This window comes from Nostoc sp. FACHB-892 (assembly GCF_014698795.1).
Taxonomy (GTDB): domain Bacteria; phylum Cyanobacteriota; class Cyanobacteriia; order Cyanobacteriales; family Nostocaceae; genus Nostoc.
Genome location: NZ_JACJTR010000025.1, coordinates 52,364 through 66,119, shown reverse-complemented (window position 1 = coordinate 66,119; position 13,756 = coordinate 52,364). Strand labels below are relative to the sequence as shown.

The 13,756-nt window shown below is 42.3% G+C and carries 6 protein-coding genes and 1 pseudogene; 3 read left to right on the top strand and 4 right to left on the bottom strand.

Translation table 11 applies throughout. The features are described from left to right. Positions 1 to 9 precede the first annotated feature (9 nt). The 4 genes from H6G96_RS26380 to H6G96_RS42465 all read right to left on the bottom strand — a co-directional run bounded on the left by H6G96_RS26380 (position 10) and on the right by H6G96_RS42465 (position 8,834). Positions 10 to 5,547, bottom strand: coding sequence for a type I polyketide synthase (locus H6G96_RS26380; protein ID WP_190915028.1), 5,538 nt, complete (start codon positions 5,545 to 5,547; stop codon positions 10 to 12). Positions 5,548 to 5,869: 322 nt separating this feature from the next. Beyond that, positions 5,870 to 6,055, bottom strand: coding sequence for a hypothetical protein (locus H6G96_RS26375; protein WP_190915026.1), 186 nt, complete (start codon positions 6,053 to 6,055; stop codon positions 5,870 to 5,872). Between the two features lie 195 nt (positions 6,056 to 6,250). After that, on the bottom strand, positions 6,251 to 7,897 hold the full coding sequence (locus H6G96_RS26370) for a hypothetical protein (protein WP_190915024.1): 1,647 nt from the start codon (positions 7,895 to 7,897) through the stop codon (positions 6,251 to 6,253). Positions 7,898 to 8,102: 205 nt separating this feature from the next. Further along, a complete protein-coding gene (locus H6G96_RS42465) occupies positions 8,103 to 8,834 on the bottom strand; it encodes a calcium-binding protein (RefSeq protein WP_190915022.1) in 732 nt (243 codons plus the stop codon). A gap of 544 nt (positions 8,835 to 9,378) precedes the next feature. Here H6G96_RS42465 and H6G96_RS26360 point away from each other — a divergent pair. The 3 genes and pseudogenes from H6G96_RS26360 to H6G96_RS26350 all read left to right on the top strand — a co-directional run. After that, positions 9,379 to 9,835 (top strand): annotated as a pseudogene (locus H6G96_RS26360) (IS630 family transposase); the annotation flags it as partial. 28 nt (positions 9,836 to 9,863) lie between these two features. Continuing rightward, positions 9,864 to 11,957: a di-heme oxidoredictase family protein gene (locus H6G96_RS26355; RefSeq protein ID WP_190915020.1), complete on the top strand. Its 2,094-nt coding sequence runs from the start codon at positions 9,864 to 9,866 to the stop codon at positions 11,955 to 11,957. A 3-nt stretch (positions 11,958 to 11,960) separates the two neighbouring features. Then, positions 11,961 to 13,418: a putative sulfate exporter family transporter gene (locus H6G96_RS26350; protein ID WP_190915018.1), complete on the top strand. Its 1,458-nt coding sequence runs from the start codon at positions 11,961 to 11,963 to the stop codon at positions 13,416 to 13,418. Positions 13,419 to 13,756 lie beyond the last annotated feature (338 nt).

Sequence of the window (13,756 nt, the reverse complement as noted above, 5' to 3'; positions counted from 1 at the left end):
AGTCAAAATCTAAAATCCCCAATGGTGTTCGCTGTCGGCTGTACTGATAAGGGTTACTCGTCCCTGCGAGCCATAAGCAACTTCGGTAATGTAAAGATTGGGGTCGTGCAATTCGGCAATGATATGGTCTGCTGACTGTTCGGCATCAATAGCGGGACTGAGATCGATCGCTCGACAAAATACCTTTTGCCATTCCCAATTCAAACTCTTGGTTAATCCCAATAGACCGGCGCTGATGGCACCAAAGTTTACCTTGTGTTCCAGTCCAAAGGAACCGTCGAGACGGGCAATGGTGCAGAAACAACTACGTCCATCATGTGCTGCTTCTTTGAGGGATTTTTTCAGTTGTTTCGCCATGAAAAAGACATGCTTGACAATCGCCTTTTCCACTTCAAGATAGTGAATACTACCGTTGCGAGTTGCTTCAAATACAGGATTTATATGGATGAAAGCGCCAATCGCACCATAGTTAGTCGCGATCGCAGCCAATTGCTGTTGCAGATGCTCCTCACTCAAATCTGCCAGCACTACACGATTGACACCCGCAGGTAAAGGCGAACTTTGTGGAATGAGTGATTTGGGAAAACTTAAAACGACCACTTTCCAATCTTTCTCTGTCAGAGACTCAGCTAACTTTGAAGTAGTGGGAGAGCCATCATCGGTGAGCAAGCTGATATACCCTTTCGGTAAAGTGAACTCCAAAAAATCGGGTTTAGGCAGGGATCTAAGTTTGACTGGACTGCGGACAATATTGTGGTTTAGGTTAAATTGCTGGTTGTCAGACGGGTCTGCCAACTTTTTTTTTTCACCAGCAGCTACCTGTTGTAGATACTCGACAATTTGACGAATAGTGCGCTTTTCTGCCAGTTCTTCCAGATTCGGTTTGGGCAAATCGGGGTACAACTCCTGCATTGCCCCCAGGATTTCCACACGCTTGATAGAATCTATCCCCAAGTCCGCTTCCATGTCCATATCTAGCTCTAGCATTTCCACTGGGTAGCCCGTCTTATCGCTCGTCATGGCTAACAAGTTGTCACCCAGGTCGGCTAAATCAATCTCTACTGGTTGTGTAAGAGCTTCTGAAGCTGTAGCTTCGATGGTTGTACTGATTGCTACAGTTTCTTGCACTAAAGTTAAGTCATTGCTGGCTACTGGCTCAGGTTGAGTTATTACTGTTGCTGTCGGAGGGACAATAGGAGCAAAATTTGTTGCTTTTGTTACATCATTTGCAACTTCAATAGGGATGACACTCTGGGTCAGAGATTGTATATACTCGACAATTTGACGGATAGTGCGCTTTTCTGCCAGTTCTTCCAGATTCGGCTTGGGCAAATCGGGGTACAACTCCTGCATTGCCCCCAGGATTTCCACACGCTTGATAGAATCAATTCCCAAGTCCGCTTCCATGTCCATATCTAGCTCTAGCATTTCCACTGGGTAGCCCGTCTTGTCGCTCGTCATGGCTAACAAGTTGTCACCCAGGTCAGCTAAATCAATCTCTACTGGTTGTGTAAGAGCTTGTGAACCTGTAGGTTCGACGGTTGTACTGGTTACTACAGTAACTGTCGGTTCAGTTTGGGTACTGACTGCTATACTTGCCTGAACTGGAGTTGAGCTGTTGTTAGCAACTAGATCGAGATTGGTTTCCTGCTGAGTAGCGGGTAGGATAACCCTATCCTCTACGGTAGGAGTTAAACCATTTTTTGCTACTAGCTCAAGGTTGTCCCAGATATTGCTACTGGCAGGGACAGGGCTATCCTCTTTAGCAACAGTGGTTTCTAAAGCCTGGACTTGTTCTTGTTTGCCGTTCGACGAAGCCTTTTCTGTAGAAAGAAGGTCTGCTGGAAGAGTAGGAGTAGAAAATTCATCCTCGCGAGATATCATCGTCTGAGAAGACTCAACGGGTTGATGAGTCTCCTCACCACGGATCAGCTTGGAATACTCTTGATGTATAACTTGGTGGAAAAAGTTTTTAGTGTATTCCGCCTGATACTGAAGATATTGCTCGTGGATGCGTAGAGTTTCATTGTGGTGAGCGTGAAACTGCACCATGCTGCGCTCTAAGCTATCCATGCCAACGGGTTTGATCTGTGCTGCGTCTATTGAAGTATTGTTAGCCAATAAGGAATTCTGCTGCTGCATCAGATGGGAAAAGGTTTTCATGTATTCCATCTGATGGTTGAGATACTGTTCGTGCAGTTGTAGGCGATCGCTTTGATGTTGCTGAAACTGTGCTAGGAGGTACTCTAAACTCTCTAAAGCCCGTTGGTAATTCACAGTATCTTTATCTGGTAAAGTTGGCATCTTTGACTCTGAAACTGGTAGAGGTAAAACTCGCTTGGATGTCACCTGTAGCTGTTCTTGGGAGAGGGAGTTAGTCATGTGAGTGGGGGTTGACATGGTAGGACTCTCGGCAGGGTGATTCTCGTTATGCCCATTTTTCTCTAAAATTGTTGAAGTTACAGGCATAGATGGAGTTTGCTGTGGGTCAGTAGCAGCCATCTCTACAGATTTGGTCTCAAGTAATTTGACTTTATGACCGTCCCGCAAAGCTTGCTCAAATGCCATCTTTGATTTTTCTGATACATAGTTAGTGCAGCTTAAACGCACTTTTAACCGCTGCTTGTGCTCAATTGCGGGTATCGCTTGTGGTGTCTGGTAGGGGTCGAGATTTTTCAGAGGCAAACCAGCGACGCGCAACTGCACGACGGCTTCCCGCAGGGAGCGATCGCTATCCTTTTGGCTGCTAGGGTTCAACGCTATAGCTAGATGGGGGCGATCGCCTAAAATGTTTTTTACCAGATTGGTAAGAATTCCCTTTGGACCGAATTCAACAAAGCAATAACCCCCCGCTGCATAGATATTTTCTATTTCTTGCTGAAACAGTACCGAGTTCAAGAGATGGTTTTCCAAGATTCTTTGAATTGCTGCTGGTTCCTGAGGATATTGCTTTCCTGTGACATTGGTATAAACGGGTATTTTGGGGTCAGAGAAAGTGACACGCTTAACTGCGGTGACAAAGGCATCTTTTGCAAAAGCAATCAGCGGTGTATGGAAAGCTGCTGCTACAGGTAGCAAAATGGCGGTAGATCCTTGTTCTTGCAAAGTTTGGCGTACTTTGGTTATTTCCGCCGTCGCTCCTGCTAAAACGACTTGACGTGGAGAATTCAGATTAGCGATTACCACTCGCGGGAAATGCTTGAGAACTGCTTCTACCTTAACGGCGTCTTCTTTTACAGCTAGCATGGTTCCCGCATCATAACCAGGGTCTTGAGGAACTGCCATTGCTTGACCTCTGGCTTTTGCTAAGAAGCAGTAATCTTTGTCACTTAAAACATCTGCAGCCCACAGAGCCGTTAGTTCTCCGAAACTATGTCCTGCAACAAAATCTGCCGTGAATCCAGCTTGTTGTAGTATTTTGTAAAGTCCTGCGCTTAACATCCCAATGGCAGGTTGAGCATACTCCGTGCGCTGCAATGCGGCGACTTGAGCATTCTTTTCTGCCTCCTCAAACACGGGATGGGGATAAACTGTCTCCGACAACGGCGGCAAATTATCTTTGAGTAACAGGCTATCCATGTAGGCACAAATCCGCCTTACCTCCGGAAAATTTATTACCAACTCCCGACCCATATTTAAATATTGCGAACCTTGTCCGGAGAACAAAGCAACTACTTTTCCTGCAAGCTCGAGACCAGTTTGCCGGTAGTAAACGCCTTGGGGATGCTCCCACGATGATGCAGAGGTTTTGTTTTTCAGCAAATCAATAGTAATTTGCAGAAACTTGCAAACCTCAGCTTTTGACTCTGCCACAAACCCCACTCTGGCTGCAACTGGAGGAATTTCTTGTGTTTTACACACCTCCACAAGTTCTGCATAATGTCTGTCTCCAGCTTCAGATTGCAACTGAGCCAAAATCTCTTCACAAGTGGTCAGCAATTGTGCAGGGGTTTGTGCTAATAGCAGCACCTCAGAGGGATTACTGTGTAAGCGGTAAGGGCGGTTCTGTTCAGCTTCGTATTCTTCTAGGACGATATGATAGTTTGTACCACCAAAGCCAAAAGAACTCGTACCTGCACGTCTTGGCGGTTCTCCTTCAGTCCGAATCCAGGGTCTAGTTTCGGTATTCAAATAAAACGGCGAGTTTTTAATGTTGAGTGTGGTGTTTGGTTGAGTAATGTTAATTGTGGGTGGTAATATCTTGTGGTATAACGCCAAAGCAGTTTTGATCAAGCTCGCCGCACCAGCAGCAGCTTTTGTATGTCCAATTTGGGATTTCACGCTACCAAGAGCAATGTGCTGCGTTCTTGAATCTTGTTCGCCGAAAAATTCTTTTAAAGCTGCGAATTCGGTAAGGTCTCCAGTTATGGTGCCTGTGCCATGAGCTTCAATTAGACCGACGTTGGTAGGTGCAAAGCCTGCATCCTCATAAGCACGCCTTAATGCTGTCACCTGCCCTGCTTGTCGAGGCGCATATATACTTTTGTACCGCCCATCACTGGAAGTGCCAATTCCTTTGATTACTGCATAGATTTTGTCATTGTCTCGTTCAGCATCCTTAAGGCGTTTGAGAACTACCATGCCAATCCCTTCACTCACGATCATTCCATTCGACTCGGCATCGAAAGGTTTGATATTTCCAGTGGGAGAGATAGCTGGTGTTTTACTAAAACACATATAAGTATTGATTGAGTTATTTGTATCTACTCCACCAGTTAGCATCATATTGCACCGATGCTCTACTAGTTCGCTAATTGCCATTTTTAAAGCAGCAAATGTACTAGCACAGGCAGCATCTACTACGCAGTTTATTCCACCTAAATTAAGACGGTTGGCAATTCGTCCAGCAACTACGTTAGCTAATATACCGGGGAAAGCATTTTCGTCCCATTGCACATAAGCACTTTTGATCTTATCGACAATCTTTTGTATATCCTCATCGGATAAACCACTACTTTTGAGAACCTTTTTCCAAATGGGATAATGCAACCTTGCATCCAGTGAAAAGCTGAGTTGGCTTGCCTGCGCCGCACCTAAGACTACTCCGGTAGTCTCTCGATCAAACTCCTGTCCTTTACCATATCCGGCATCTTCCAAAGCCTCTTTCGCTACCACCAAACCCAATAGCTGTGAAACATCTGTGACTTCCAAAATGTTAGGCGGCAACCCGAATTCTATTGGGTCAAAATCAACATCAGGAATAAACCCACCTCGCTTAGAGTAAGTTTTTTCAGGAGCTTTAGGGTTCGGGTCATAGTAATCTTTTGTATTCCAACGTGAGAGAGGAACATCTGTAATGCAGTCAAGTTTTTTGACAATATTTTCCCAGTATTCCTGCAAATTTCTGGCTTTAGGGAAAATAGAAGCCATACCAATAATGGCTATAGGACTATGTTGTAATTTTTTATTCATATTCATGGTTTTAATGGGTACAGATTTTAGCTCTGCGTTCTTACTGAACATTATCAGTTTCTCTAAAAAAACTTCGCATTTTTTTAGCTCGTCTGAAACCTGTGCTAAAGCCAGCTCGATTCTAGAAGCAGACATAAAATTAATAGACCTCTTGCAAAAGTTAGGGAGGTATAAAGCTAGCCACTGAGTAACAGGCGAGCGCCAAGATAGACCTATATGGAAATTGGTTCGATATTCTCTCCAGTACTCTAACCCTCTCAGGGCATCCGCATCATCTCAATAAGCAAGCTCTATTGACAATGTAGTTAAAATTAATGTCATTAAGCAATACTTCTCGGTTAAGAATTAAGCGATATTGAAAATAGAAAAGGTGAGTGGTTGAAATTTAGCTCCCCTTGTTCTGTGGATTGGTCTTTTAGATGGAAACTTTAAACGAGGTTTTTTAACTACTCTGGGATTATATCTGCTTTGTATTGGAGGATTTTTTTTGCTCCAAAATTCCAATAATTAGCTTGGAGAAAAAAGGTAGTTCCTCGTTACTGGCATCTTGAAAATCAGAAATAGACCGTCGAATGACTTTGACAGTATCAGTAAAACCTAAGCGCAATGGAGATATTCTAGCGTGAGTTGCTGCTTGAAACATTAGATTGCGTTTCCGAACACACTTGTGAGTGAAGAATTATCACTTACCTTGCTTTTCTTCTTAAGCTAATCGTCATTTTACTTGCACCATTTTCATGGTAATAAAAGCTGCAAACCCTCTCCCTTGCTCCCTGCCCCCTGCGATCTCAATGTGCAAATTAAATACTTAACAGCTTAACCGAGAAGTATTGCCTGCTTACTTACTTATAAGCTTTAAGATATCTTTTAGTGTCGTTCCTGAGTAATATTGAATATCGGGAGAATGAGAAACTTTACCCACAACAAAGCCAATTTTCATTCCAGATGTATAGGTGACTCCGGAACGGGTGGTTTGTTGAATGCGAATTTCATACTCAACAGGTTTCCCTGGTTTAAGCCAAGAATCAAAGCGATCACCCAAATTGATCTGATAAGCATCCGCCCAGTGAGGATAGGGTCGATGTGGAACAAGTGGGTAAGACATCTCACTGACTTTGGAGTTGTTCTGGGACAAAATAATTGTCAATTCAACTGCTTTTAGCTCGCCCAGAAGCTTACCTTCATCTAGAAGAGTAAAATTGCGGGGATCGGGGAAGCGATCAAATCCAATAAATTTAAAACGTCCTAAACGTTTGGGGTGAATACCTCCGGTAATTGCAATTTCGGTTGGTTTTTGCGAATTATTGAGAATATAATCCAATGTGCCTGGAATATAAAATTGCAATTTCCCCGATTCAGTAATTTCAGCTTTGAGCGGAGGATCTCCTAAATCTTGTGGGCGTTTAACAGTTTGCCAAGACACTCTAAAAGAACTTTGGACGGTTTCTAATAAACGATAACTATCTCGGACATCCGAACCAGTACCAAGTAGACTCCGTAGTCCGGTTTTTTTCGACAAATTTTTCTTGACCAGCCCAATGTTTCGATCAACTAACAGGCTAACGCGATTGCCATAACTAATTTGTTCTTGAGGAATTTCTGTACCCTTGACTAACAATACTTGACCGTAACTACCAGGTTCCCCATCTCTACCGTTGCGTCCCGGTTGACCAATAAGGCCATTCTCACAAGTAAAATCTCTCTGCTGTGATAGACCAATATATTTCCAGCCATAGCGGTAGTTTGGATCTAAATTTGGAAGCTGCTGGGGTCGATATTGTTGTTCGTCATAGAACGCATCACCCGTACAGCGAAATAATTCTCTGTTAATTTCTTGCCACTGTGCGTTAACTACATTGATTTGTTGCGCCATCAATGCCCAAGTGCAATAGTTTACAGTCCAGCGCGGTTGAGTACAGTTACATCCACTACCTGCTTGTCCGCCCTTCCCTGCAATACCTGCCCTCCCGCCCCGATTACGTAACACCACATTCTTGAGTTGAGATAATGACTCAAAGTAAACAGTAGCATTACCGCCATGACCACCATTACCGCCATTACCACCATTACCGCCATTGCCGCCTTTAGCACCGCATACATTCACTGTTACATCCTGCGGCTGTTGGCATCCAGAAGCTTGTTCGCCAGAGGTAGCAGATTCTCCGGCTTCGCCATCTGTACCGGGGATGTCAATCGTTTGTATTTGTTCGCTAGCGCGAATTATTTGCTTGGTAGTAGAGTTCCCATCTCGTCCAGATCGACCATCTACCCCATGTCTACCATCTTGCCCAAAAGTTTGTACTTCAGCAGCAACAACATTGATAGCTAAACTGTTAACAATTGTTGCCAGAAGGCATAGTTTGAGAATGTACTGAAGCGGCTGATTAATATTCACACAAGTTAAATAAATTAAATAAAACTTTTGACATAGCAATTCTAAATGAGTTACGAACTGGGGTTTGAGTTGGGTAAAGCCAGTCATCATTGTTTTGTTGGGTACTTTATCTAAATGGTTTATTTAAGTTTAATTTTTGAAAAATCTAGGTATATGTAGGGTGTGAAAGCATTGCGTAATGCACCAAAGTGTTCGGACGGTGTTATCCTTTCTTGACACTCCCTACATGTATTTCAAAAAAAAATATCAGTCCTTTAGAAAGCTCAAACGAGGCTGGCTAGAACTAGAGTTGATATTATAGGGTGATAAAAGAGAAGTCTTGAGGCGAAAAATTAGCCTGGCTAGACAAGCTAGTGAGATTATTCAGATTAGCCAAAACGCTGATTGGTCCGCCGTCATCTAAGTCATTAGAATACACAACTCTTGAAATGCCAAGTGTAGAGTTGTAATAGACAAGTAATCCTTCATCAGATGTAATCTTATTGTTATCAGCAATGGCTTTGGCAGCAGCAGCAGCATTTGGAAATGCATCGAGCAACACTAGTACATTAGCATTACCCGATAGTTGAGAGCTAACCTCTTCCTGATATTTAACCTGGGCAGCAAAATCTAGTCCGAGTTGCCCAGTTTCAAAGAGGAAATTATCTACACCAATTTGGTAATCGGTAATTATATCTGGCTGATTCAACATACTAATACCGTTGGGGGTTTGCACTGGGGAACCATTAGCAAATGGGGGATCGTAATCGTAATAGCCAAAAGTATCTTGATCATCTCCGCCCGTGAGTGTATCAACACCGACACCGCCATCTAAGAAATCACTGCCATTACCGCCTATTAAAACGTCATTGCCTGTACCACCATAAAGGTTATCGTTTCCATTTCTACCTTCAAGAGTGTCATTACCCCCATTTCCGAAGAGAAAGTCATTTCCTCCCTTGCCATCAATCAAGTCATCTCTAAAGGGTGTACCATCCAAGATGTTATTAGCGTCATTTCCAGGAATAATCACCACAATATTTGCCATAGCTGTTATCCTTTACAATTGCAAATTTATGTTTTGTGAACTCCATCAGTTATGATGGCGTGACTTCAAGGCTTGATAAGAAATAGAGTATAGTTTGCACTCAGTACAAATACCCTTTGCTCTGATTTTTAATTGGTAGCAGTGAAATCAGTTTATTCACTGTAGAAAATCAGACGTTCTTAGCTAAACCTTCTGATTTTTAATTGGTAGCAGTGGGATCAGCCTATTCACTGCATTCAAAGCCACCTTCCCAAACCATAATTTTTTCGTCACAGATTCTCATTAATCTAATACTAATGATAATTAGGCTTTTCTCCTCTGATAGATTATCATTCTCAATTTTCGTTTCCCATTCCTTGGAGGTATTGACAAAAAATACACAGCCTTTACTTATTGCAGATGCGTTCCATGTTCCGAAAAGTGCATAAATTGAGTTCACTGACACCTATTTAAAAATGTAGCCATGAGGACTTATGTCCTAAGCGCTTTAAAACCCTACTCAGTTGAGGTGATTTATGTAGAGATGCACTATGGCAATTACACAATCAAAATTTTGTCAATGCGTAAGTTCTATATAGGACTCCTGTTTAATTATCTCCTTGAAGAATTAATTCTCAAAGCAATTGAAGCGGGAAACTCAAAAAATACTAACGACTACCTGGAATACTTACTAGCTGACTCTCCCGACTAACGATTACTAATTTTTGGGGATGGGGCTAGCTACCACCGCTCCAAGGAAATTAGAGGTTTCTTAGACTCTGTTAATCAAAGCTTACCAACTGATCAATGGAAAATACACTGTATCCGTTTTGCCCTTAATTGCCCCGTACAAAATCCACACTTAGGATGTTTGGTTGCAAGCCAAAACATGGGTTCGGCGTTTTTGTGCTTTAATTCCAACCTTCTCGCATTTAAAGTGGATATTTGAGTGGTTTATTAGACATACTACCTTTGATTTTGACACTCTACAGATGTACGTAGCTTATTCAAAAATCAAATAAGATTCTTATATTTAATTTGTGAGAAATAATGAAGTCTAAAATAAAACAAATTCTTCTTGTGGGGCTTTTTGCTTTTATAGTCTTGGTTACTAGAGTTCAGGCTGCTACTATAATTTCCCAGTTCGAAACCGATACAGTCCCCACTTATGAAAGGAAAGCTGATCTCCTTGTTACTGATATTTATGGGTTATCTGGTATTCGCCAGGTTGGTCCTTTTCATGCGGGAGGAGCCATACCCAGTAACCCTAAATTTCTGATCGAAACCTTAGGAGGTGTTCTCGATCCTGAACGCTTGTTGGTTGGCAGTGCATCTAATTACGGTTTGGATCTTTACAATCAGCAAATGCTGCCTGGAGCAATCCTTTCTCTGGAGGTTAGCCGAGGTCAATATGCTGTTCCTGAGAATTTTGCAGCCCAAGACAAAAAAGCTCTGGACGGCAAGGTCATACTTTACTCCGCTCAAAATAGAGACTATATCAACGGATATTACAATAGCAATGCTGTTACACGAGATATTCCTAATGTCTCTAACCCGACGTATATCTCAATAAACAATGCCTTTGGTCGTCCGTGGCAGGCGAATAGCCCATTCGGTATTGATGGTGCAGGACTAATCAGTGTTAGCGATCCGAATGGAAAACCGTTCGCGAATGCGCCCAGTATTGAGAGTGGTGGCGTTTTCTTTGGGGATATGTCTAATCGCGTTCACGGTGATTATCAGACCAATACGAATCTCCGATTCTGGCTTCCTGGGAATATAGCCCGAAAAAACCGACATCAATACATTGCAGGGCATTTAAATACAGGGTCTATTAGTACGACCTTCTTAGGAAACTCTCCAGATAGTACGAACTTTGCAGTGTTTGCGGCAGTTGGGGCCGATGGCAGTGTAAGTCAAATCCATGTACAAGATGGGGTTGACGGACTGATCAAAAAAGCGGTGATTAAACCCCATCAAGAAGATGGCACTTTTGCTGGCACGGTTTTTCGTTGGATTCCTGACTTTGGACTCTTTATTACTGATTTTTATGGCGATCGCATTGCTTTACTGAGCTTGATGACCGACGAATATGTTTATCGCGCCAAAGGGGTTTCCTACATTACTTCGCCAGAAATCCAAAGGCCGGTTGATATTGCCGCAGTGATTCCTGAAATTGCCAATCCTCGGTTTTCTAGCAATACGACACTCGCTGGCACGTCTGATTTGTACGTAGCCAATAAGAATGGCACGCTTCTGCGAATGGATCAAAGGGGAAAAATATTAGCTAAGGTCAAGGTCAAAACAGATTATCAGAATAGCTTGAATGGAGAGATAAAAAGTATCAGCACCTCCTATGATGCTCAAACAATTTTCATTGGCATGGAAGGGCAACGTAATCATGATTTTATTGTAAAAATCCCAGCATTTAATGCCGATGGCTTTTACCCAGATCAACCGCCAGAAAGTTCCAAAGGGGGGCGTTATGAAAACAATGCCCCCAGCACTAGTCCTGCCGCAACCGTTGATTTAGGTCGGCAGTTATTTAGCAAGAAATTTGGATCTGAGGATGGCATTCGCCATGCGTTCAACGCTAACTCATGTGTCTCATGCCATGTCAATCCGATTGTGGGTGGCTTCTCCCCCAAGGAAGAAAGTTTTGTGCGGAGGGTATCTCAATATAACAAACTGAGTGGTTACTTTAACCCCATCAACAGTCACAACTTTCCGGTCGCGAAGCTACATGATATCAGTCGTTTTGGTGAGATCCCCCAAGAAAAGGCAGGAATTCCCCGTAAAGCAAATATCGTATCTCTACGAATGCCGCCATCTTTACTGAATATCGGTCGTCTTGACGAAATTCCAGACTATGTTTTGATTTCCCATGCCCGTTCAAAAGGCGATGGCATTCAAGGCCGAGTCAACTACATTGATACGAAAGATGGGAAACAAATTGGGCGATATGGCTGGAAAGCTGACCAACCGACCCTCCAGCATATGGTAGGCGATGCTCTGTCCTCAGAAGTAGGCTTAGATAACCCTTATACAGTTGCCGCTGAAATAGCAGGTATTGATCCAGGCAATGGATATATTGTGGAAGCGATTACTCAATACTTGAAACGAATTCAATCTGGAGATGAATAATCTATGGCAGCACCTATTCGTATTTTTAAGCAAGAGAATTCTAGAAACTTGATTTTTGGTCTTCTTATTCTAGCTTTGATGACTTATCTTACTTACGGTTTGGCGGGGGGTCTACAAAATCGATTGTCACAAAACCCGTTATTAATTGCCGTTTTGTTTGGTATTTTTGTTGGTAATGTATTTAAGATACCTCAGTTTATGAGGACAGCGATCGACTTTACCATTGCATATCTGATCAAAACGGCTGTAGTTCTCATTGGCTTAAACATTTCTGTACAGGTTCTTGTCAGCATCGGATATAAACCTGTACTCTTGGCTGTTGGTGAGGCGGTTAGTGTATTTATTGTCGTTTACTTTTTTTTAAGTAGGGTAATGAGATTGGACAGACAACTCTGTATCCTGATTTCGGCTGGTAGTTCAATTTGTGGTGCTGCGGCAATTTTGGCAACTGCTTCAGTCGTAAAGGCTGAGAATAGGCTTATCACTCTATCAGTGACGATGATCACGTTGATGGGTACCTTTCAATTATTTCTATACCCTTACCTGTATCATCATGGGTACCTTGAGAGTCTGAACGATCAACTTTTCGGTTTTTTTGCTGGTGCTGGAATTTACGAGTTTGCCCAAGTTTATGGAGCTGGGTATGCTGTATCAGATACAGCCGTCAACTTCGCAACACTCATCAAGCTGATCAAAGTTATGATGATTGTTCCGATGGTTCTTCTGACTGGGCATTTTTACAATTATAAACAGCAGGAAAAGAATACGGTAAATCAGGTGAAATTCCCCTGGTTTATCCTTTTCTTTATCCTTATGGTTATCCTAAACTCTATATTCACTATCAATGGAACTGTCAAGTTTTTTTTAGGACAAACTGGAGCCTCCTTTTTCCTAATGGCAATGGTTGCATTGGGGCTTAAAACTGATATCAAAAATATTTTGCTTGAACACAACTTTAAGAAGCTAATTATTTCAGCAGTATTTATTATCGGTTTTACAACTTTTGTTGCTTACTTTTATACGCTTGGAACTAACATAAATATTCAAGCAACAAATCGAGGCGATCAAATATCCCAAACTATCCATCACGAAATTAAAAAGGACTATTATGGAGGAAAAGAAATTTTCATAAATATTGGATGTGTGAAATGCCATGTAGAAAGCCTGCATACCAAAAGCAGCGATCCATTGCTACTTTATTCCGATTTATTGATCCACGATATGGGCCCAGCACTGGACGACAAGATTATCCAGGGTCAAGCAATTGGAACGGATTGGAGAACGACTCCCTTAGTAGGGATTGGTAACCGTTCTCGCTATCTCCATGACGGGAGAGCTTTTACCTATCGTGACGCTATCATTGCTCACGGTGGTGAAGCGAAGATTGTGAGGGATCGATTTATAGATTTAAGTCAGAGGGAAAAAGCAGAAATCTTTGCTTTCCTTGATACATTGAAATAAATCGTCGCAACAAAATTAACCTGGTTGACTGACAAAAGTCTGAGTTAAAGAAAATCAAGCAGAAAAAAAAGGAGGCGCAGACTCCCATAACGAGTAATTTCGCCGTACTCTAACTGGTGGCGAGTGTGATTTGAAACAAAAAATGAGATTTTAATGATATGCTTCAAAAATGAGTATCCAGTTTATAGTTCACTTTTAGTATTCGAGTTTTTTTACTAATAATGATTATCGTATAGGGGATAAAAAAAACCGATATGAGCGGCGTTTGTATCAATCTTTCAGCTTGATTATCATTATTATCTAGCTACGATTTGAGGTTAGCGATCGCTTTGCTGTTG

Coding starts and splice junctions, on each gene's coding strand:
- H6G96_RS26380 (WP_190915028.1), bottom strand. CDS start 5,547: ATGTCTGCTTCTAGAATCGAGCTGGCTTTAGCACAGGTTTCAGACGAG.
- H6G96_RS26350 (WP_190915018.1), top strand. CDS start 11,961: ATGGCAGCACCTATTCGTATTTTTAAGCAAGAGAATTCTAGAAACTTG.
- H6G96_RS26375 (WP_190915026.1), bottom strand. CDS start 6,055: ATGTTTCAAGCAGCAACTCACGCTAGAATATCTCCATTGCGCTTAGGT.
- H6G96_RS26355 (WP_190915020.1), top strand. CDS start 9,864: ATGAAGTCTAAAATAAAACAAATTCTTCTTGTGGGGCTTTTTGCTTTT.
- H6G96_RS26370 (WP_190915024.1), bottom strand. CDS start 7,897: ATGATGACTGGCTTTACCCAACTCAAACCCCAGTTCGTAACTCATTTA.
- H6G96_RS42465 (WP_190915022.1), bottom strand. CDS start 8,834: ATGGCAAATATTGTGGTGATTATTCCTGGAAATGACGCTAATAACATC.